17 protein-coding genes are annotated in these 20,303 nt (G+C 69.9%); 10 read left to right on the forward strand and 7 right to left on the reverse strand.

Annotated features, from left to right (window positions below; translation table 11 throughout):
• Positions 1 to 571: 571 nt before the first annotated feature.
• Complete coding sequence (locus ABH935_RS22060; RefSeq protein ID WP_370379806.1) at positions 572 to 814, reverse strand: hypothetical protein; 243 nt, start codon at positions 812 to 814, stop codon at positions 572 to 574.
• An 89-nt stretch (positions 815 to 903) separates the two neighbouring features.
• Complete coding sequence (locus ABH935_RS22065; protein WP_370379807.1) at positions 904 to 1,374, reverse strand: MarR family winged helix-turn-helix transcriptional regulator; 471 nt, start codon at positions 1,372 to 1,374, stop codon at positions 904 to 906.
• A 64-nt stretch (positions 1,375 to 1,438) separates the two neighbouring features.
• On the opposite strand from ABH935_RS22065, the gene ABH935_RS22070 reads away from it, so the two are divergent.
• Positions 1,439 to 1,822, forward strand: a complete 384-nt coding sequence (locus ABH935_RS22070; RefSeq protein ID WP_370379808.1) for a cupin domain-containing protein — start codon at positions 1,439 to 1,441, stop codon at positions 1,820 to 1,822.
• Between the two features lie 60 nt (positions 1,823 to 1,882).
• On the opposite strand, the gene ABH935_RS22075 is transcribed toward ABH935_RS22070, so the two are convergent.
• Positions 1,883 to 3,013, reverse strand: a complete 1,131-nt coding sequence (locus tag ABH935_RS22075; RefSeq protein ID WP_370379809.1) for a S1C family serine protease — start codon at positions 3,011 to 3,013, stop codon at positions 1,883 to 1,885.
• 280 nt (positions 3,014 to 3,293) lie between these two features.
• Here ABH935_RS22075 and ABH935_RS22080 point away from each other — a divergent pair, with 280 nt between their 5' ends.
• On the forward strand, positions 3,294 to 3,800 hold the full coding sequence (locus ABH935_RS22080) for an RNA polymerase sigma factor (RefSeq protein WP_370379810.1): 507 nt from the start codon (positions 3,294 to 3,296) through the stop codon (positions 3,798 to 3,800).
• A complete protein-coding gene (locus tag ABH935_RS22085) occupies positions 3,797 to 4,462 on the forward strand; it encodes a hypothetical protein (protein ID WP_370379811.1) in 666 nt (221 codons plus the stop codon). Before ABH935_RS22080 ends, ABH935_RS22085 begins: the two co-directional genes overlap by 4 nt.
• A gap of 110 nt (positions 4,463 to 4,572) precedes the next feature.
• Here the strand turns inward: ABH935_RS22085 and ABH935_RS22090 are convergent, their stop codons facing one another.
• Positions 4,573 to 5,163 carry a hypothetical protein gene (locus tag ABH935_RS22090; RefSeq protein ID WP_370379812.1) on the reverse strand — a complete coding sequence of 197 codons (591 nt, stop codon included), beginning with the start codon at positions 5,161 to 5,163 and terminating at the stop codon, positions 4,573 to 4,575.
• A gap of 243 nt (positions 5,164 to 5,406) precedes the next feature.
• On the opposite strand from ABH935_RS22090, the gene ABH935_RS22095 reads away from it, so the two are divergent.
• Positions 5,407 to 9,165, forward strand: coding sequence for a beta-mannosidase (locus tag ABH935_RS22095; protein ID WP_370379813.1), 3,759 nt, complete (start codon positions 5,407 to 5,409; stop codon positions 9,163 to 9,165).
• 34 nt (positions 9,166 to 9,199) lie between these two features.
• Positions 9,200 to 11,272 (forward strand): glycosyl hydrolase family 8, encoded by a 2,073-nt coding sequence (locus tag ABH935_RS22100; RefSeq protein WP_370379814.1) that lies wholly within the window; start codon positions 9,200 to 9,202, stop codon positions 11,270 to 11,272.
• 97 nt (positions 11,273 to 11,369) lie between these two features.
• Here ABH935_RS22100 and ABH935_RS22105 read toward each other — a convergent pair whose 3' ends face one another.
• A complete protein-coding gene (locus ABH935_RS22105) occupies positions 11,370 to 12,269 on the reverse strand; it encodes an SDR family oxidoreductase (RefSeq protein ID WP_370379815.1) in 900 nt (299 codons plus the stop codon).
• Positions 12,270 to 12,358: 89 nt separating this feature from the next.
• Between ABH935_RS22105 and ABH935_RS22110 the strand changes: the two genes are divergently transcribed.
• Positions 12,359 to 12,925 (forward strand): TetR/AcrR family transcriptional regulator, encoded by a 567-nt coding sequence (locus ABH935_RS22110; protein WP_370379816.1) that lies wholly within the window; start codon positions 12,359 to 12,361, stop codon positions 12,923 to 12,925.
• Between the two features lie 16 nt (positions 12,926 to 12,941).
• Here ABH935_RS22110 and ABH935_RS22115 read toward each other — a convergent pair whose 3' ends face one another.
• Both ABH935_RS22115 and ABH935_RS22120 read right to left on the reverse strand, forming a co-directional pair.
• Positions 12,942 to 13,568 (reverse strand): DUF3995 domain-containing protein, encoded by a 627-nt coding sequence (locus ABH935_RS22115; protein WP_370379817.1) that lies wholly within the window; start codon positions 13,566 to 13,568, stop codon positions 12,942 to 12,944.
• A 29-nt stretch (positions 13,569 to 13,597) separates the two neighbouring features.
• Positions 13,598 to 15,535, reverse strand: a complete 1,938-nt coding sequence (locus ABH935_RS22120) for a glycoside hydrolase family 76 protein (RefSeq protein ID WP_370379818.1) — start codon at positions 15,533 to 15,535, stop codon at positions 13,598 to 13,600.
• Positions 15,536 to 15,682: 147 nt separating this feature from the next.
• Between ABH935_RS22120 and ABH935_RS22125 the strand changes: the two genes are divergently transcribed.
• From ABH935_RS22125 to ABH935_RS22140, 4 genes are all read left to right on the forward strand, one after another.
• Positions 15,683 to 16,885 carry a GntR family transcriptional regulator gene (locus ABH935_RS22125; protein ID WP_370379819.1) on the forward strand — a complete coding sequence of 401 codons (1,203 nt, stop codon included), beginning with the start codon at positions 15,683 to 15,685 and terminating at the stop codon, positions 16,883 to 16,885.
• Between the two features lie 181 nt (positions 16,886 to 17,066).
• The gene (locus ABH935_RS22130; protein WP_370379820.1) at positions 17,067 to 18,491 is read left to right on the forward strand and encodes a glycoside hydrolase family 125 protein; all 1,425 of its coding nucleotides are present in this window, start codon (positions 17,067 to 17,069) and stop codon (positions 18,489 to 18,491) included.
• 100 nt (positions 18,492 to 18,591) lie between these two features.
• The gene (locus ABH935_RS22135; protein WP_370379930.1) at positions 18,592 to 19,422 is read left to right on the forward strand and encodes a carbohydrate ABC transporter permease; all 831 of its coding nucleotides are present in this window, start codon (positions 18,592 to 18,594) and stop codon (positions 19,420 to 19,422) included.
• Entirely contained in the window at positions 19,419 to 20,294 is an 876-nt protein-coding gene (locus tag ABH935_RS22140) for a carbohydrate ABC transporter permease (protein ID WP_370379821.1), read from the forward strand. Before ABH935_RS22135 ends, ABH935_RS22140 begins: the two co-directional genes overlap by 4 nt.
• The last annotated feature ends 9 nt before the right edge of the window (positions 20,295 to 20,303 follow it).

Here is a 20,303-nt window from a genome sequence, read left to right on the forward strand (position 1 = left end):
CCGCCGCATATCTCGCGGAACTAGCTTGCTGCGCTGGCACTTCTGCGGCTGCCCGACCGGCACGCGCTGCTTGCTGCGCTGGTGCTGTTGCCCGGCCGCCGCATCTCGCGAAGCCAGCCCTGTCGCGCCGCCAGTACTTCCCCGGCTGTCCGGCCGCCGCGTACTGCGAAGGCGAGCTTGTTGTGCCGCGCTTGCGCCCCGGCTGTCGCATGTCGCAAAGCCAGCTTGCTGCCCTGGCACTCGCGCTGCTGCCCGGGCGCCGCGCACTGCTCGCTGCGCTGGCACTTCTGCGGCCGCCCGACCGGCACGCGCTGCTTGTTGCGCTGGTGCTGCTGCCCGGCCGCCGCATCTCGCAAAGCCAGCCCTGTCGCGCCGCCAGCACTTCCCCGGCTGTCCGGCCGCCGCGTACTGCGAAGGCGAGCTTGTTGTGCCGCGCTTGCGCCCCGGCTGTCGCATGTCGCGCAGCCAGCTTGTTGCCCTGGCACTCGCGTTGCTGCCCAGCCGCTGCACACTGCTTGCTGTGCTGGCATTTCCCCGGCTGCCCGACCGCCTTCGCACCAGCGTCAGCCCCTCACCCCTTCCGCCGCCGCATCATCGCCGTCCCCGCGAACGCCGCACTCGCCGCCGCCACCAAGCCTGCAGCGAGCGGCCCCACCGAATCAGCGGCCTGCTTTCCCGGCTGGCTCGCTTCGGCGGCGAGTGGCACCGAATGGGTGGTCACGCGCGCCTCGGATGCCGCGTTCGCGGGGCCGGCGTGCAGCGCGACGAGGGTCAAGGGAGCTGTGGTGAGGCCGGTGAGAAGGCGATGTCTCATGATCACAGTCGAGACCTCCGCCCGCCCTGGGTCCAGGACCGACACGGCCTCGATCGGCCGGCGGCGGCATAAGGCTGATGATCGGCCTTCTAGCCGTTGAACCACCCCGGGATGTCGAAGCGTGTCTCCCGGTCGGCCGTCATCGCGCGCAGCCCTTCCTCGATCGCGACCATCTGCTCCTCGCCGAGTTGCTCGGCCCAGCGTGCCCGCAGCCGGGCCATCACCTCGAACGCCCGCTGTTGTACCTCCGTGCCGCGCGCCGTCAGTTGGATGATCTTGCTGCGTGCGTCCGCCGGGTCGGCGACTCGCTCCACGTACCCCTCGCGTTCGAGGCCTTCGATGGTCTTGCCCGCGGCCTGCTTCGACACGCCGAGCCGGCGTCCGAGTTCGGAGGCGGTGACGCCGTCGCCGATGGCCTTGAACGTGATGCCGTGCAGCGGCCGGAATGCGGGGTGGCCGGCCTCGGCGAGTTCGGCGTGTACGTCGTCGATGAGTGCCCGGAATCCGAGCAGCAGCAGCAACGGCAGGTCGGAGCCTCGCGGGGGCAACGCGCTTGACACGATCGACAACCTCATTGTCTATTAAGGACAACACCGTTGTCGATTCTACCCGCAGGAGCCGACCATGTCCGTCATCCGCACCGCCGAGACCCGCCGCAGCCAGACCCCGGCGGCCACCATGACCACCCTCGCCTCGCCCACCCTGGGCACCGCCGACCGGCCGGTTTGGCGCGTGGACGTCGTCGCCGGGGCGCCGTCCGGGCCGCGGCACGTGATCGACGTCGAGCAGATCTGGGTCTTCACCGACGGCGCCGCCACGGTGGAGCTGGCGGGGGAGTCGTTCGCGGTGGCCGCCGGCGACACCATCGTGGTGCCGGCCGACGCCGAGCGCTCCGTCGCCGCGGATCCCGCGAGCGGCTTCAGCGCGATCGTGACCGCTCCGGCCGGCGGCCGGGCGTGGACGCTGCCGCGCGAGGGCGACGGCATCGTCCCGCCGTGGACCGTCTGAAGGCTGACCGTCTGAAGGCTGACTGTCTGAAGGCCGACCGCCCGAACCCACCCGCCCGAATCAGCCGTTCAACGTCCCCAGCGTGACCGTCGCAGTCTTCTTCGACCCGTCCGACGCCGTGTAGTCCACCTTCACCTGCTGCCCCGGCTTCAGCGTCACCAGCACCTGGGACAGCGTCGTCGGATCCGGCGTCGGCGTGCCGTTCACCGCGGTGATCACGTCGCCGACCTTCAGCCCGGCGGCCCCGGCGGCGCTGTTCGTCTCCAGCTGCGCGATCCCCACCCCGGCCGGCGACCCGGTGTTGTCCACCACCCCGATCACCTTCACCCCGAGCGCGGCGCGCCCGGAGTCGGTCACCTTGCCGGAGGCGATCAGCTGGTCGGCGATCCGGGTCGCGGTCGCGGTGGGGATCGCGAAGCCGATGCCGGGTGCGGCGCTGTTGCCGAGTTCGGGGTTGAGCGCCGCGGCCGAGGGGATGCCGACGACCTCGCTCGACAGGTCCACCAGCGCGCCGCCGCTGTTGCCGTTGTTGATCGCCGCCGAGGTCTGGATGGCGTCGCCGACGGTGATCGCGGCGCCGCCGCCGGAGGCGTCGTTGGAGGTGACGGTGCGGCCCAGCGCCGAGACGATGCCCTGGGTCACCGTGCCGGTCAGCCCCAGCGGGCTGCCCATCGCCAGCACGATCTGCCCGACCCGCAGCTTGGTGGAGTCGCCGAACTTCGCCGGCTTCAGCCCGCCGCCGCCGTTGCCCACCCGGATCACCGCCAGGTCACCGGCCGGGTAGCTGCCGACCAGCGAGGCGGTCAGCGGCTGGCCGCCGGTGGGCTGGGTCACCGTGAAGCTGGTGGCGCGCCCGACGACGTGCGCGTTGGTGACGATGTCGCCCTTGCTGTCGTAGACCACGCCGGAGCCGAGTCCGCTGTCGGTGCTGATCTGCACCACCGAGGGCAGCACGTTGCTCACCACGGTCTCGTAGTCCGACTGCAGCTGGTCCGAGGTCTGCCCGCCCGGCGAGCCGGACGCCGACGCGGACGACGCCGAAGACCCCGCCGCCGACGCCGACGAACTCGACGACGCCGCAGCCGGCGAGGAGTCCGAGGACTTCGCCTTCGACGATCCGCAGCCGGCGGCGGCCAGCAGGATCGCGCACACCGCGGCGGCGGCCGCACCCTTGTTCGCACGCTGCTTCAACGGTGACCTCGCTGAGTCGGGGGCAACGGTCACCCGGGGGTTTGCGCACGCCGGGGCCTGCGCAAACGTCGCCAGCGCCGGACGTGTGAACCGGCCCGCGCGGCCGGGAGTCCGGCAGGGCGTGTGACAGAATCCGGCGCAGACGGCAACTACAGGTGTGAGCGAGACGACGACGCAGCGACCACAGCGCCCTCGAAATCAGCCGCGATCGGAGCGACCGCATCCGGGACGCCCCCGGCGGCCCGCCCCGGACCACGACCCCGCCGCCGGTTTCGAGCACGTGTACCGCGCCAACATCGACGCGGTCACCGCCTACTTCGCCCGACGCACCACCGATCCGCAGACGGTCGCCGACCTGACCGCGGACACCTTCGTCGAGGCGATCACCTCCTACACCACCTTCGACCCCCGCCGCGGAACCGCGCGCGCCTGGCTGTTCGGCATAGCCCGCCGAATCTTCGCCAGGCACTGCGAATCCGACGCCCGGCACCGCGAGCGCGCGGTCCGGCTGGCGGGCCGCCGCGACCTGGCGGCGGACCACGTCGAAGAACTCCTCGACCGCATCGACGCCGAGCGCGAGGGCCGGGCCCTGGTCAGCGAGCTGACCCGGCTGCCGGACCTGGACCGCCAGGCCGTCGAACTGGTCGACATCGCGGGCCTGAAGGCCAAGGAGGCGGCGCAGGTACTCGGCATCTCCGCGGGCGCGCTCCGCATGCGGCTCATGCGCGCCCGAACCCGTCTACGCAGGGCGCACGCCACGCGCCCGGAACCCGGAGTGACACCATGACCAACTTCGCCGACCACCTCTTCGAGGACCTGATGGCCGAGCACGGAGCCGAGCTGACCTCGGCCGCCGCGGCCGCCGCCGCGCAGGCCCCGGCCTCTGCCCCGCGCCGCCGCTACGCCCGCCCGGCCTGGGCCGGCGTCGGCACCGTCGCGGCGGCCGGCGCCGCGGCCGTCGGCTTCGGCGTCTTCGGCAGCACCGCCGCGGCCTACGCCGTGACGGACAACCACGACGGGACCGTGACGGTCTCCGTCGACGACGCCGGGGGCATCGCCGGCGCGAACGCCAAGCTCCACCAGCTCGGCGCCAGCGTGGCGGTGATCAAGGCCACGCCGGGCTGCCCGTCGATCAGCACCTTCGCCGCCCCGAACCAGAACGCCGGCAAGACGACGCTCGGCGTGCGGGTCGGCCCCGGCGGCCTCAGCTCGGTCACGGTCCAGGGCCGGGGCCTTCCGAAGAACGACACGATGCTGGTCGTGTTCAGCTTCGACGGCGGCAAGAGTCAGGTCGCCTCGGTGCTGACCGACCGCCCCGTGCCGACGTGCGTGAGCCTGCCGGCCGGTCCGCCGAACGGCGCCGTGACCGGGACCGGTAATGGTCAGCTGAGCCAGACCGGGGGACCGGACTCCGGTTCCGTGCCGGCACTGAACCAGCAGAACGGCTGATCAGGAAACGAAGAGCTCCGGATCGGCGCGGGGGCGCCGATCCGGAGCTTGATGCCGCTTTTTCGCGGCGGCGAAGGCGAAGGTGCTCGGGCTCTGAGGAACCGGTGGTGCTACTTCTGCGAGAGTTCTGCCTCCAACTCCCGCTCCTCCGCCGCCACGGCCGGCACCTCCCGATACCGCTCATGCGCGGTCTGCCGCGTGACCCCCAGCGCGTCCCCGATGAGCTCCCAGCTCAGCTCCTGCGCGCGAGCCGCCCCCACCGCCGCCGCGATCTCCGTGCCGATCCGCGTCTGCGTCACCCGCAGGGCCTTGACCACCGCCAGCGGCCGGGCGTCGTACTCGCCGTCCTTCCGTGCCTTCTCCAGCACGCCGACCAGCCCCTCGGCGGCCTTGGCGACCGACAGGAAGTACACGGTGACGTCGTCCATGTGCGCGTCCCACAGCGCCCGCGCGGCCTCCTCGGCCCGCGGGTCGTAGGCGACGCGATCGCCGCGCCATCCGCACACGCATGCCGGGACCAGCCACGCCGGCTCGGCGCCCGGCGCGTCCGCGCCGCTGCCCGGTGACCACCAGCCGTCCCGGAACTCCATCTCGGACCATCGGCCGCCCGAGCCGTACGTCGGGATCACGCCGTTGGCGAGCACCCCGACCGCGTGGCCCTCGTGCTCTTCGTCGGGGACGCCTTCGTAGAGCCAGCCCATCAGGTGCTCCTTCGATGTCAGGATTTCCTTACGCGAGACTGTATGGAAACCCTGACGTGATCGCAAGGTGCGCCGGTCCTGGTTAAGGACCTTTCACAGACTCTTGACGACCCGCTCGCGGGGTGAGTAGCGTACGCCCCGATCTCGTTAGGAAGCTTTCCTAATTCCATCGCGCACCGCTCCAAGCACCGTCGCACCCTGTGTCACCTCTGCGTCGTCCGCCAAGCCCACGAGGAGCCGGACATGAGATCCATTGACACGACCCGCACACGCCGTCCCGCGACCCGAGCGTTCGGGGCCGCCGCACTCGTCTGCGCGGTCCTCGCCGGCACCGTCCAGATCGCGACGGCCGGCAACAGTCCTCAAAACGGGTTGAGCGCCCGTCTGGCCGCATCCGCCCCCGGACAAGCGGCCGACGCCGCCGCCACAGCCGCCGCCGCGGCCGCCGTCAACCCCGCGACCGGCTCGTCAGCGGTCCAGAACCTGGGCGCGACCACCGGCTGGAAGGTCGTCACCAGCTCGACCGCCACCCAGGGCGGCGGCCAGATATCGACGCCGGGCTTCTCCACGTCCGGCTGGCTCACCGTCGCCAACGACGGCGGCGGGGCCCCGGGCACCGAGATCAACGCCCTGCTCCAGAACGGTACCTGCCCGAACGTCTACTTCTCCGGCAACATGAAAAGCTGCTTCGGCCAGATGACCAAGGTCGGCCCCGACACCATCGCGCAGTTCTCGGTCCCGTGGTGGTACCGCACCGACTTCACCGCACCCCCGAGCGGTCAGGCCGCGCGGCTGGTCCTGAACGGTGTCGTCGGCTCGGCCGACGTCTGGGTCAACGGCACGCAGGTCGCCTCGGCCTCCACCGTCACCGGCGACTACGTCAAGAACGTCTTCGACATCACCTCCAAGCTGGTCTCCGGCACCAACTCGCTGGCCGTCGAGATGCACCCGAACAACCCCAACTCGATGCTGACGCTGGACAACGTCGACTGGAGCCAGATCCCGCCGGACAACAACACCGGCATCCAGTTCCCGGTCCAGCTGGAGTCCGGCGGCCCGCTGATCGTCGACAACGCCCACGTCGACCAGAACACCGCCGCCGACCTGTCCAGCAGTGCGCTGACCGTGAAGGCCTCGGTGATCAACGCCACCGGCTCCTCGCAGACCGGCGCGGTCACCGCGACCGTCACCCCGCCCGGCGGCGGCACGCCGGTCTCGGTGACCCAGAACGTCACCGTCGCCGCCAACGCCACCTCGACCGTCACGTTCACGCCGTCGAGCTACCCGGCCCTGAACCTGTCCTCGCCGCAGATCTGGTGGCCGTACCAGATGGGAGCGCAGCCGCTCTACACCCTGGCCACCTCCGTCGCGCAGAGCTCGACCGTCCTGAACACGACCTCTGAGACCTTCGGCATCCGCACCGTCACCTCGAACCTGGTCGGGGCCGGCAGCGCCGCGTCCTCCGGGGTCCGCCAGTTCGGCGTCAACGGCCAGACCCTGGTGATCCGCGGCGGCGGCTGGGACCCGGACCTGTTCCTGCGCTACGACCCCGCGGACACCGCACAGCAGATCGCCCTGATGAAGTCCATGGGCCTGAACGCGATCCGGCTCGAAGGCCACTTCATGCCGCCGGACTTCTACCAGCAGATGGACGCCGCCGGGATCCTGATCAACGTCGGCTACCAGTGCTGCGACGAGTGGGAGAACAGCGGTTCGGCCGGGACGAATTACCAGAACACCGCGGCGACCCAGGGCGCGCTCTGGCGCAACCACCCGAGCATCTTCAGCTTCCAGTGGAGCGACAACGCCCCGAGCAGCACCCAGGAATCCCAGGCCCTGAACGGCTTCGCCGCGGCCGACTACCCCGGGCCGTTCATCTCCTCCGCCGAGTACAACTCCAGCTCCCAGCTCGGAGTGTCGGGGGAGAAGGAAGGCCCCTACGACTGGGTCCCGTCGAACTACTGGTACGACACCTCGCACTACCCCTCCGGCGACTCCACCCTGACCAACGCGGGCGGCGCCTGGGGCTTCGACTCCGAACAGAGCGCCGGCAACACCGTCCCGACGATGGACTCCATCAACCGCTTCCTGTCCGCCTCCGACCAGTCGGCGCTGTGGCAGAACACCGGCGCCAACCAGTACCACAACAACTACGAGGGCACGAGCCACAGCGGCTACGCCTTCGGCACGCTCTACAACCTGGACCAGGCCGTCTCCAAGCGCTACGGATCCTGGTCGAGCCTGGCGCAGTACATCCAGGAGGCGCAGGCCCAGAACTACGAGGACACCCGCGCGCAGTTCGAGGCCTTCATCGCGCACTCCACCAACTCCACGCAGCCCTCCACCGGCACCATCTACTGGCAGATGAACAAGGGCTGGCCGACGCTGCTGTGGTCGCTCTACAACAATGACTACGACCAGGCCGGCGCCTACTTCGGGGCCCAGGAGGCGAACCGGTCGCTGCACGCGCTCTACACCCTCGACAACCACACCGTGACCGTCGACAACCTGTCCGGCCAGCCGCAGTCCGGCGTGACCGTCGAATCAAAGGTCTACAACACCGCGGGCTCCCTGCTCGACGACCAGACCTCGGGTTCGCTGTCCCTGGCCTCGCAGAAGGTGCAGAACAAGGTGCTGACGCCGAAGCTGCCCAGCGGCTCCGGAACCGTCTACTTCGTCGAACTGCTGGTGAAGCAGAACGGCACCGTGGTCGACCGCAACGTCTACTGGGACTCCACCACTCCGGACGCGGTGAACTGGGGCTCGACCATCCCCTCCGGCGGCGGCAACCCGCAGGCCACGATGAGCTCCTACGCGAACCTCAGCGCCCTGCAGAACCTGCCCGCCGCAGCCGTCTCCGCGACCGCCTCGACCACCAGCCAGTCCGGCCCGAACGGCGCGGACAGCCTGGTCACCGTCACCGTCACCAACAAGTCCACGACCCCGACCGTCGGCTTCCTGCTCCGCGCGGACCTGCGGCGCGGGACCGCCTCCGGCTCCGAGCTGTCCGGCGACAACGAGGTGACCTCGGCGGTCTGGAGCGACAACGACGTCACGCTGTGGCCGGGGGAGTCCGAGACTCTCACCGCCACCTTCAAGTCCGCCGACCTGAAGGGCGCGACGCCAGTCGTGAGCCTGTACGGCTGGAACGCGGCGAAGACCGACGTGGTCGCGGGCACCGGGACCGGCGCCCCGAACGACTTCTCGCTCACCGACTCGCCGGCCTCCGGCAGCGTGACGCAGGGTTCTTCGACCACCGCGACCGTGTCCACCTCGCTGGTCAGCGGGACCGCCGAATCGGTCGCGCTCACCGCCTCCGGCCTGCCGACCGGCGCCACCGCGACGTTCAGCCCGGCCTCGGTCACCGCCGGCGGGTCCTCGACGCTGACGATCTCGACCGCGGCGGCCACCCCGGCAGGCACGTACCCGATCACCATCACCGGTACCGCCCCATCCGCCACCCACACCGCGAGCTACTCGCTGACAGTCACCGCGTCCGGCGGGGGCGGCTGCACCCCGGCGCAACTGCTCGCGAACCCGGGCTTCGAATCCGGCGCCGTCTCCTGGACCCAGACCTCCACGCTCGGATACACGCCGATCACCAAGGCGACATCGGCCGAGCCGGCCCACTCCGGTTCGTGGATCGCCTGGTTCAACGGCAACGGCAGCAAGGACACCGACACCGCGGCGCAGACGGTCACCATCCCGACCGGATGCAGCGCGTCGCTGACGTACTGGCTGCACATCGACACCACGGAGAGCACGACGACAGCCAAGCCGGACACGTTCACCGTGCAGGTCCTGAACTCCTCGGGGACCGTCCTGGCCACGGTCGGCTCGTTCTCCAACCTCGACGCGAACTCGGGCTACACCCAGCACACGGCCGACCTCTCCGCCTACGCCGGCCAGAGCGTCACGGTGAAGTTCACCGGCTCGGAGACGGACACCAGCGGTGGGACCACGGACTTCGTGGCCGACGACACCGCCCTGCAGACCAGCTGACGTCCCCACACCCCCCGCAGAAAGGAACGAGCTTGTGAAGCGCCGCTCCCAGCGTGTGCTCAGCCTGGCGACCGGAATCAGTACCCTGGCCGGATGCGTGGCGCTCGCCGTCGCGCACACCGCCCCGGTCCAGGCCGCCGGACCGAACTTCGCCTTCCCCCAGCACCAGACCTACAAGGTCGGGGTCGTGCCGTCGGCCTCGCAGTCCACACGCGACGCCGCCGTGGAGAAGCAGTACAACTCCTGGAAGTCCACGTACCTCGTGCACGGCTGCGCCAGCAACGAGTACTACGTGTCCACCAAGGGCGACGGCGACGCCACCAATAACGGGCCGGTCTCCGAGGGCCAGGGCTACGGCATGAACATCGTGCCGCTGATGGCCGGGTACGACGCCGGCGCGCAGACCGAGTTCAACGGCCTGTGGCAGCTGGTCAAGGACCACGAGGACCAGTACGGCATGATGCAGTGGCAGCTCGACGGGAAGACCTGCAAGTACTACAGCGGCGGGACCCCCGACGGCGCGACCGACGGCGACCTGGACATCGGCTACGGCCTGATCCTCGCCGACAAGCAGTGGGGCGGCTACACCAGCGACGCGATGACGTGGCTGAACAACTTCTACAACCACAACGTGGCGCCGGACGGCCACCTCAAGTGCGAGGACGACGGCCCGAACACCGACACCCGGCCCTCGGACCACATGATCGATCACCTCCGGGCCTACGCGGCGTACGACACCTCGCACGACTGGAACAAGGTCATCGCCCGGACCGAGGCCGTCGACGGCTCGCTGGTGAGCCACTACTCATCGTCCTACGGCCTGCTGTCGGACTTCGTGGTCGGCGCGGACGGCAGCAGCCCGAAGCCGGCCCCGGCGAACTACCAGGAGAACCAGCCGGACAACATCGTCGGCTACAACTCGATCCGCGTGCCCTGGCACATGGGCACCGACGCGCTGCTGAACGGCTCCTCGACGGCCGCGTTCGAGCTCAGCGAGGCGCAGAAGTGGTCGGCGTGCGCCAAGAAGGTCTCCGGGAGCAACCCGGCGAACGTCTACCCGCACCTGAACCTGAACTGCACCGGCTACAACACCTCGGACGTCGCCGAGGAGGCCGGGGACTCGATCGGCCCGTCCGCCATGGCCGCCGGCGACCAGGCGTGGACCGACACGATCTGGAACTACCTGCAGACCAACCCGTACGGCGACGGCTACTACGGCGAGACCATCAAGACGCTGGTCATGATCGTGATGGCCGGCGACTACTGGAGCCCGGCCTCGGCCTCGGCCCCGCCGCCGACCAACGACTTCTCGGTCTCGGCCTCGCCGGCGTCCGGGTCGGTGAGTCAGGGCTCTTCGGCGACCGTGTCGGTGAGCACCGCGGTGACCTCCGGGTCGGCGGAGTCCGTGGCGCTGTCCGCGTCGGGCCTGCCGACCGGGGCGACCGCGAGCTTCAACCCGGCCTCGGTGAACTCCGGGGCGTCCTCGACGCTGACCATCGCGACGTCGTCGTCGACCCCGGCGGGGACGTACGCGGTCACCGTGACCGGGACCGCGTCCTCCGGGTCGCACACGGCCTCGTACTCGCTGACCGTGACCGCGGCCGGCGGCGGGGGCTGCACCCCGGCGCAGCTGCTGGCGAACCCCGGCTTCGAGTCCGGCGCCGTGTCGTGGACGCAGACCTCCACGCTCGGATACACGCCGATCACCAAGGCGACGTCGGCTGAGCCCTCGCACTCCGGTTCGTGGATCGCGTGGTTCAACGGCAACGGCAGCAAGGACACCGACACCGCCGCGCAGAGCGTGACGATTCCGGCCGGCTGCTCGGCGACGCTGACCTACTGGCTGCACATCGACACCACGGAGAACACCACGACGGCGAAGCCGGACACCTTCACCGTGCAGGTCCTGAACTCCTCCGGGACCGTGCTGGCGACCGTCGGCTCGTTCTCCAACCTGAACGCGAACTCCGGCTACTCGCAGCAGACCGCGAACCTGTCGGCGTACGCGGGCCAGACCGTCACGCTGAAGTTCATCGGCAGTGAGACGGACACCAGCGGCGGGACCACCAACTCCGTCATCGACGACACCGCGGTGACGACCTCCTAGACCAACTCCTAGACCAATTCGGAAAGAGAGGGGCACCGGCCCGGACGCTTTGAGGGAGGCGTCTGGGCCGGTGCCTGTTTTGCTGCCCTACAAGCTCTTACTGCTCCACGAAGTAGTGGTCCTGCTTCAGGTCCTCGATCAGGCCCAAATGCTCCGGCTCCCAGCCGAGCGTCTTGCGGGTGAAGGCGTTCGACGTCGGGTTGTCCGCCCCGACGGCGAAGCCGAGGAAGCCGAAGTGCGCGGCGGCGTCGTCGGCGGCGATCGACGCGGTCGGGAGCCCGAGGCGCTCGGCGATGGTCTCGGCGATCAGGCGGAAGGCGTATCCCTCGTTCTCCACGCCGTGCAGCCGGGTGCCGCCGGGCGCCGACTCCAGCGCCAGCCGGTAGATCCGGGCCGCGTCCCGGGTGTTGAGGGCCGGCCAGCGGTTGGCGCCGTCGCCGACGTAGGCCGCGACACCCTTCTCGCGGGCGATGCGGATCAGGACCGGGCTGAAGCCGTGGTGGTCCAGATCGCTGTGGACCAGCGGGGCCAGGCGCACCACCGAGGAGCGGACGCCGCGCTCGGCCAGGGCGATGACCGCGTTCTCGGTGTCGACGCGCGGGCCGGCCTCGACCGTGTGCTCCTCCAGGCCGAGCACGCCGGGAGCGCGCCGGGCCAGCATAAGCGTGCCGGAGGTGCCGACCAGGGGTTTGCCGGTGCCGACCAGGCGCTCGCCGATGGCCTTGGTGATCCGCAGGTCCTCGGCCGCGGCGGCCGCCATGTCGGTGAAGGAGTGGTCGTAGGCGAGGTGGATGACGCCGTCGGAGGCATCCAGGGCGTCGAGGTAGGAGTCCGGGTCGAAGACGTCGCCGCGGTGCACCTCGGCGCCGCGCGCGGCGATCCGCTCGGCGGCGGCGTCGTTGCGGGCCAGGCCGACGACCTGGTGCCCGGCTTCGAGCAGTTCGGGGACGACGGCGGAACCGATGTGTCCGGACGCGCCGGTGACGAAGACACGCATGAGTTGGCCTCCCGGGCCGTTGATGACAGCGACTGACATCACTCACGCTAACACTGATGCCAGTCGCTGTCATCATCTACCATGGGGCCATGAGCCGCTGGCCGTCGAACCCCCGAGGACGTCTCGAACAAGCCGCCATGGACCTGTTCATCGAGCAGGGCTACGACCAGACGACGGTCGCGGAGATCGCCGAACGCGCCGGCCTGACCGAGCGCACGTTCTTCCGCCACTTCAGCGACAAACGCGAGGTGCTCTTCCAGGGCGGCGAGCTCCTCCAGGCCGCGATGGTCGAGGCCCTGGCGGCCGCCCCGCCGGACGCCACCCCGCTGAGCGCGATCCACGAAGCCCTCGCCGCCGTCGCGGGCATCTTCGACGAGCGCCACGACCGGGCCCGGCTCCGGCAGGGCATCATCGACGCCCACCCGGAACTCCAGGAACGCGAGGGCGCCAAGATGGCGAAGATCGCCACGGCCCTGGCCGAGGGCTTGCGGGCGCGCGGCGTCACCGACCCGGACGCGCGCCTGGCGGCGGACGCGGGGATCGCGGTGTTCCGCTCGGCGTTCGCGAAGTGGGTGCGCAGCGAGACCGGCGATATGTCGGGGACCATGGAGGGGTGCTTCGTCGCTTTGGAGAAGCTGGTGGAGGCCGGACGCTGAGATGCCTGAGGTCGGTTCAGCCGAGCCCGGACAAGGTCGACAGCAGCACCACCAGCGCCCCGCCGACGGCACCGACCTTCGCGTAACGCGCGATCCGGGCCCGATCTGCGGCCTGCCGCAGATACCAGAGCGTCGCCATCCCGAACGCGACGCCGCCCGCGAAGAAGTACGGCCCCCACAGGTACAGATACCAGCGCAACAGCACGACGACATCGGGCTTCCCGTGCACCGCCCCCGACTCCACCAGCGCGCCGCCGATCACGAAGAGCAGCCCGTGCCCCGCCAGCAGCACCGCCGCCCCGGCGCCGCAGAACACTGCGAACCGCCCCGTGCGCGGGCCCCGAGGCCGCGCCAGCATCGCGCCGACGGCGCTCGCGAACAGCTTCAGGAACCCGCTCAGCCACAACACGACGAGGAACCCCGTCTCCCCGTCGCGCACCTTCGCCACCAAGGTCGGCGACACGGTGGAGGTGGCCCCGGCGGTGTGCCCGGTCGCCCAGATGAAGCTGGGCACCGCGAACAGCACACCCCAGGCCACCGCCACCCACGCCGCACGATTGCGGGTCCCGGTCCCGGTCCCGGTTCGGAGCGGGGCGTCCGGCGGCACGTCTGGCACGTCAGCTGTGTGTTCTGCCGCGACCATGCCCCCACCGTCCCCGTCGGCGGGTGATCTCAACCGCCGGTGTACTGCACCGTTACCTCATCGAGGTTCAGGTAGTCGCTGCTGCCCTTCGTCGAGTCGTAGATCACTGAGAGGGTGTTGCTCCCCGCGTTCAAGTGCACGCCGCTCAGCGTCACCGTGTTCCACGCCGACCACGACGCCGTCCCCGGGAACGCCAGGTTGTCCGTCACGTCGGAGCCGTCGGCGTAGATGTACCGCGACGCGTTCCCGGCGGCTGCCGCGTACCGGAACGTCACCGTGTACGTCCCGCTGCGGCTGACGTTCGGGCTCAGATCGACCCACTGCCCGTCGGCGTTCCAGCCGGCCAGGTAGCCGGTGCCGGTGTATCCGGCGTTGGAGGACTCCAGCCCGATGCCGCCGTGCAGCACCCCGTTCTCGGCCTGGAGCTGGTAACTCAGCCGCATCGAGTCGAGGTTGAGGTAGTTCGAGCTGCCTGCCCCTGAGGAGTACGCGATGGTGACCTCGTTGTGCCCCTGGTTCAGCGCGATGCCGTTCAGCGTCACCGTCGACCAGTTCGACCACCCGCCGGTGCCGGGGAACGACTGGTTCCCCGCGACCACCGAGCCGTTGACCGAGATCTGCCGGGTGGCGTTCCCTGCTCCTCCGGCGTAGCGCAGCGCCATCTCGTAGGCGCCCGCGGCCGGGGCCTGCACCTCGAAGGTCACCGACTGTCCGTCGGCGTTCCAGCCGGCCAGGTAGCCGCGGCCGGAGAAGCCGGGGTTGGTGCTCTCGGAGTTGAGGTTCGTGGTGCGCGCGTTCGTCGCCTGATACGTGGCGAAGCCGGGCTGCGGGCCGGAGGTCCCGTCCGGCGTGACCACAGCGGCGGCGCCGGCCATCGCGCCGGCGGTCAGCGACTGCAGGTACGCGCTCCCGGTCGGCTGCGACCAGTCCGGGCCGACCAGGCTGTCCGAGGAGCGGCGCTGGTTCCAGCCCTGATTGACGTTCATCTGCAGGAACGGCAGGTACTGCGTCTGTCCGTGCGCGCTGACCAGATGCGCGAGGTTGCGGATCAGGACGGTTTTGAAGCCCCCGGCGTCGTCGACGCCCTCGTAGTCCAGCGTCCCGGCGTTGGTCAGGTACGTCGTGGCCCACGAGCCCGCGCTGTTCGCGTCCGCCAGGTACGTCGAGTTGCTGGTCGCCGTGTACAGCGCGTCCGCCGCGCCGATGTAGGCCCCGAAGTTGTATGTGAAGTCCCACTTGGCCACACCGCTGCCGTCGACGTGGTCGTAGACGTGGCCGTTGGACTGCAATGTCGACTTCATCCAGGAGTACAGGCCCTGGGCGTCGGTGAGGTAGGCCGTGTTCCCGGTGTCCTTGTAGATCATCGCCGCGGCCTCGGCGGCCGGGGCGCTGGAGGCGACGTTCTTCTGGTTCTGCAGGTTGCGCTGCCACCAGATGCCGCCGCCGTAGGTGGTGTCCTGGTAGGCGTAGACCGAATTGAACAGGTTCTCGGCGGTGGTGAGGTACTGGGTCTCGCCGGTGATGTCGTAGGCGCGCGCCGAGGCGAGGGCCCACCAGCCCAGGTCGTCGTTGAAGTTGGTGCTGAAGGTCGGGTAGAAGGCCGTGAAGCCGGTGTAGACGTCGTCGATCATCTGCCGGTAGGCGGGGTCGCCGGTCGCCTGGTAGGCGTCCATGACGGTCTCCCAGTTCTGCGCCTCCCACCAGAAGTCCGAGTACAAGCCGCCGTCGGGGCCGTAGGCGTGCTGGGAGTGGACCTGGTGGTCGCTGTTGCAGAAGAAGTACTTCGCGGTCGGGTCCCAGAACGCCGAGACGAACGCGGACATCGCCGCGCTCGCGTCCGAGGAGGTGGCGGCGTGCGCCGGGGCGGGGGCCGCGACGGCCAGGCCGGTGCCGGCCAGAGCGGTGACCAGGCCGGCCACGGCCGCCGCGCGGATTCTTGAGCGAATTCTGGAGCGGAGTCTTCGCATGATCCATGCAGTCCTTCGGTCGGGGGTGTGCGGGTCGGGGACTCGGTCAGCGCGACGGTACTCCCGACTTGAGATATGTCAACATGCATCAACCTGGATCAGCTGCCGACATCGTCCGTGACGACCGGTGAAGATAGGGTGACTGGAATGACGCGGCCGCTGCTCTACGAGACGATCGTCGACCACCTCCTCGACGAGCTCAGAGCAGGCGAGTTGGTACCCGGCGGCCGGGTCCCGTCGGAGACCGAACTCGCCGGCGCCTTCGACGTCAGCCGCGTCACCGCCAAGAGCGCGCTCGAAGTCCTGCGGCAGGCCGGGATCGTGGAGCGGCTGCGCGGCAAGGGCTCGTTCGTCGTCCCCGCACCGCCGGACCTCGCCGGCGTCACCGCCCGTGACCTGGCCGAACGGCCCGAGGCGGAGCCGGCATCGGCAGCGGCCGGCGCAGTCTCCCGCCGCCGCGGGCCCGACGGTGACGTCGATCAGGCCATCGCCTTCCTACTCCCGGACTTCTCCGAGTCCTACGGCCTGGACCTGCTCACCTCCGTGGAGCAGGCGTGCTCCGAAGCAGGGATCGACCTGATCCTCCGCCGCACCCGAGGCAGCCAGCGCGAGGAGGAACTCGCCGTCGAACGGCTGCGCGCCGCCGGAACCGTCGACGGCCTGCTGGTCTTCCCGGTCCACGGCGAGTTCCACAACGCCAGCCTCCTGCGCCTGGTCCTCGACGGATTCCCCCTGGTCCTGGTCGACCGCTCCCTCGACGGCATCGCCGCGAGCACCGTCCACACCGACGGCATCGCCGCCGCCCAGGCCCTCACGGAAGCCCTGATCCGCCGCGGCCACACCGAGATCTGCTTCGCCTCCCCGGCCCCCTCCCACACCTCCACGATCGAGCAGCGCCTCGACGGCTTCCGCCGAGCCCTGGCCACCCACAAACTCGGCCCCGACGCCCACCGCCTGACCGACCTCGTCAGCACCCTGCCAGGAGCCCTCACCACCGAGAACATCCGCCACGACGTAGCGGAGGTGCGGCGCTTCCTGGACGCCGCACCGCAGGTGACCGCCTTCGTCGCCAGCGAGTACAACCTCGCGCGGGTGATCGCGCTGGCCGTCGCCGAGCACACCAAGCAGCCCGCGCCCAGCAAGCAATCCGCGCCCGGCAAGCAACCAGCCCTGCCCGAGATCGCCTGCTTCGACTCCCCGGTGGACCCCTTCGCCCCGCCGCGCTTCCTGCACGTCCGCCAGGACCAGGCCGAGATGGGTCGCCGCGCGGTGGAACTGCTGCGTGCGCAACTGGCCGGCCAGACCGCACCGGTCCGCGCGCTCGTCCCCTTCACCATCGTCGAGCCCTGACCTCTCCCGCGCCCCGCCCGCTCGCCTTCTTCAGCATCATCGAACCCTGACATTTCGTCCCCCAGCCCCCGCGCATGATCCGCTCCGGATTGCGCGGGGGTTAACCGTTGCGCTGACGGCACGCCCGGGTCTATCCTCCCGACACATCCAGTAGATTGAATATATTCAGTTAGGTGTGATCGTGGAGTACGGCGAGGCCGGATTGCAGGAGCTCCAGCGGCGGGTGACCGAGGCCGTCGGCGGCGACCCGGGGGCCGCGGTGATCGTCACCCGGTTCCTGACCGAGGTGCGCGAGCGGACCGCGCGGTACCTCGACGACGGCACCGTCTTCCTGCTCACCGGCGATATCCCGGCGATGTGGCTGCGGGACTCCGCGGCGCAGGTTCTGCCCTTCCTCCGGCTGCGCGAGGTGCTGCCGCTGGCGCAGTCGTTCGTCATCGGGGTGCTGCGGCGGCAGCTGGCCTACATCGCCGTGGATCCGTATGCGAACGCCTTCAACGCGCGGCCCGACGGCGCCGGCCACAGTGCCGACGTCACCGCCTCCAACCCCTGGGTCTGGGAGCGCAAGTACGAGGTCGACTCACTGTGCTACCCGCTGTGGCTCGCGCACCTGGCCTGGCGTGCCTACGGCCGCGACGACTTCCTCGACGAGGCGTTCTGGACCGCCGCCGAAGCGGTGCTGACCACCTGGGAGACCGAGCTCGACCACGAGGGCGTCTCCGCCTACCGCTTCCAGCGCTTCGACGCGCCGGACTCCGACACCCTGGTCCGGGACGGGCTCGGCCCGAAGACCGCGGTCACCGGCCTCACCTGGAGCGGCTTCCGCCCCAGCGACGACGCCACCCGCTTCGGCTACAACGTGCCGGGCAACATGTTCGCGGTCGTCGTGCTCGGCCAGCTGGCGGAGATCCTGACCCACACGCCGGGGTCGGCGCTGCCCGACGACCGGCGCGCGGAGCTGCTGGCCCGCGCCGACGGGCTGCGCGAGTGCCTGCAGACCGGCATCGCCGAGCACGCCGTCGTCGACGACCCCGTCACCGGACCGCGCTGGGCCTACGAGGTCGACGGCCTCGGCGGGGTCCTGGAGGCCGACGACGCCAACGTCCCGAGCCTGCTCGCGCTCCCGCTCCTCGGCTACTGCGCCGCCGACGACCCGACCTACCTCGCGACCCGCGCCTTCGTCCTCAGCGAGCGCAACCCGACGTTCGTCGCCGGCCGCGCCGCCTCCGGGGTCGGCAGCCCGCACACCCCGCCCGGCCACGTCTGGCCGATCGCGATCGCCGTCGCCGCGCTCACCAGCGGCGACCGCGCCGAACAGCGCGCCGCCATCGCCACCCTGCTGGCCACCGACGCCGGTACCTCCCGGGTCCACGAGTCGTTCCACGCGGACAACCCGAGGGTCTGGACCCGGGAGTGGTTCTCCTGGGCCGAGGCCATGTTCACCGAACTCGTCCTGGACTACTGCGGCTACACCCCGGTCGGCGACATCCCGATCGGCACCACCCCGGCCAGCTACGTCACGGTCGGCAACGCTCCCGCCGACCGCGTTTCCGCCGGCGTCCCCTCCAGTCCCCTCCCGTCGGAAGGAGTCAGCGATGGCCGCTGACATCGAGGCGATATCCGCCGCCGCGGCCGCCGCCCACACGCCGCACGGCCGGCGGACCCGCGACACCCGCCGCTCCGAGCGCCGCGCGGCCACGCTGTTCATGACCCTGCCGGTCCTGCTGTTTGTGCTCTTCGTCCTGCTGCCGGTGGTCATGGCGGCGGTGCTCAGCTTCACCGACTACGACGTCATCAGCAGCATGAACTGGGTCGGCTTCAAGAACTACACCGACCTGATCCACGACCCGTTCTTCACCAAAGCACTGGAGAACACGGTCCTCTACACCCTGATGTACGTCCCGCTCGGAATCGTGGTCGCGCTGGCGACGGCGCTGCTGCTGAACCGCAGAGTCCGCGCGGCGAAGTACTTCCGCGTCCTGTTCTACGTCCCGGTGATCTCCTCGACCGTGGCCACCGCCTCGATCTGGTACTGGATGCTGAACCCGCAGCACGGCCTGATCAACGTGATCCTCGGCAAGCTCGGGGTGAACGGCCCGGCCTGGCTCTACGACTCCAACTGGGCGATGCCGGCGATCGTGCTGATGTCGGTCTGGGCCGGCTTCGGCACCAACATGGTCATCTACCTGGCCGGCCTGCAGAACATCCCCAAAGAGCTGATAGAGAGCGCACGCACCGAGGGCGCCAACAGCTGGCAGGTCTTCCGGCACGTGACGCTCCCGGCCCTGACCAAGACCACGATGCTGGTCACCACGCTGCTGATCATCGGCGCGTTCCAGGTCTTCGACCAGGCCTACGTGCTGACCAAGGGCGGTCCCGGCAACTCCACGGTGACCCTCGTCTACTACATCTACGACCGCGGCTTCGGCGCCCTGAAGATGGGCTACGCCTCCGCGATCTCCTTCGTGCTGTTCGCGATCATCCTGGCGGTCTCGCTGGTGAACGCGCGGCTGGTGAACAAGGCGGGTGAGCAGTGAACAACACCCTGATACGCCGGAAGCTCGGCGCCGCGCTGTGGTGGATCGCCGCGACCGTGGTCGCCGTCTCCACGGTGCTGCCGCTGCTGTGGACGCTGTCCACGTCCCTGAAGCCGGCTGGCGACATCGTCGCCAGCGGCTTCGGCCTGATCCCCAAGCACTGGACGTTCGGCAACTACACCAACGTTTTCCACACCGTGCCGATGCTCCGGTACGCGCTGAACTCGCTGCTGATCGCGGTGATCGGCGTCGTCACCAACCTGTTCTTCGGCTCTCTGGCCGGCTACACGCTGGCCAAGCTCCACCTGCGCGGCAAGCGGATCATCTTCTCCGCGTACGTGGCCTCGATGATGATCCCGGGCACCGTCACGATGGTCCCGCAGTTCCTCATCCTCAGGTACTTCCCGCTGGCCGGCGGCAACGACGTCCTCGGCAACGGCGGCAGCGGATTCCTCGACAGCTACTGGGCCGTCATCCTGCCCGGGGCGATCGGCGCCTTCGCGGTGTTCTTCATGAAGCAGGTCTTCGAGTCGCTGCCGGACGACCTGGCCGCCGCCGCGCGCATCGACGGCGCCTCGGAGTTCGGCATCTACTTCAAGATCTACGTCCCGCTGGCCCGCGCCGCGCTGTCCGTGCTCGGCATCCTCACCTTCCAGGCCGGCTGGAACGCGTTCATGTGGCCGCTGATCGTCCTGAACTCCCCGGACAAGATGACCATCCAGGTCGGGCTGTCCGGGCTGGTCACCAACTACAGCTCGCAGACCGGCCCGCTGATGGCGGGCACGATCGTGGCCAGCCTGCCGGTCCTGGTGATCTTCATGGTCGCGCAGCGCTGGATGGTCAACAACATGGCGACCTCCGGCGGCAAGTAGTACGGCACG

It is taken from the genome of Catenulispora sp. GAS73 (assembly GCF_041262085.1).
Classification (GTDB): domain Bacteria; phylum Actinomycetota; class Actinomycetes; order Streptomycetales; family Catenulisporaceae; genus Catenulispora.

Excerpts from the sequence above, each read along its gene's own strand:
- ABH935_RS22070 (WP_370379808.1), top strand. The coding sequence starts at position 1,439 with ATGTCCGTCATCCGCACCGCCGAGACCCGCCGCAGCCAGACCCCGGCG.
- ABH935_RS22110 (WP_370379816.1), top strand. The coding sequence starts at position 12,359 with ATGAGCCGCTGGCCGTCGAACCCCCGAGGACGTCTCGAACAAGCCGCC.
- ABH935_RS22115 (WP_370379817.1), bottom strand. The coding sequence starts at position 13,568 with ATGGTCGCGGCAGAACACACAGCTGACGTGCCAGACGTGCCGCCGGAC.
- ABH935_RS22105 (WP_370379815.1), bottom strand. The coding sequence starts at position 12,269 with ATGCGTGTCTTCGTCACCGGCGCGTCCGGACACATCGGTTCCGCCGTC.
- ABH935_RS22060 (WP_370379806.1), bottom strand. The coding sequence starts at position 814 with ATGAGACATCGCCTTCTCACCGGCCTCACCACAGCTCCCTTGACCCTC.
- ABH935_RS22085 (WP_370379811.1), top strand. The coding sequence starts at position 3,797 with ATGACCAACTTCGCCGACCACCTCTTCGAGGACCTGATGGCCGAGCAC.
- ABH935_RS22135 (WP_370379930.1), top strand. The coding sequence starts at position 18,592 with ATGACCCTGCCGGTCCTGCTGTTTGTGCTCTTCGTCCTGCTGCCGGTG.
- ABH935_RS22120 (WP_370379818.1), bottom strand. The coding sequence starts at position 15,535 with ATGCGAAGACTCCGCTCCAGAATTCGCTCAAGAATCCGCGCGGCGGCC.
- ABH935_RS22095 (WP_370379813.1), top strand. The coding sequence starts at position 5,407 with ATGAGATCCATTGACACGACCCGCACACGCCGTCCCGCGACCCGAGCG.
- ABH935_RS22090 (WP_370379812.1), bottom strand. The coding sequence starts at position 5,163 with ATGGGCTGGCTCTACGAAGGCGTCCCCGACGAAGAGCACGAGGGCCAC.
- ABH935_RS22125 (WP_370379819.1), top strand. The coding sequence starts at position 15,683 with ATGACGCGGCCGCTGCTCTACGAGACGATCGTCGACCACCTCCTCGAC.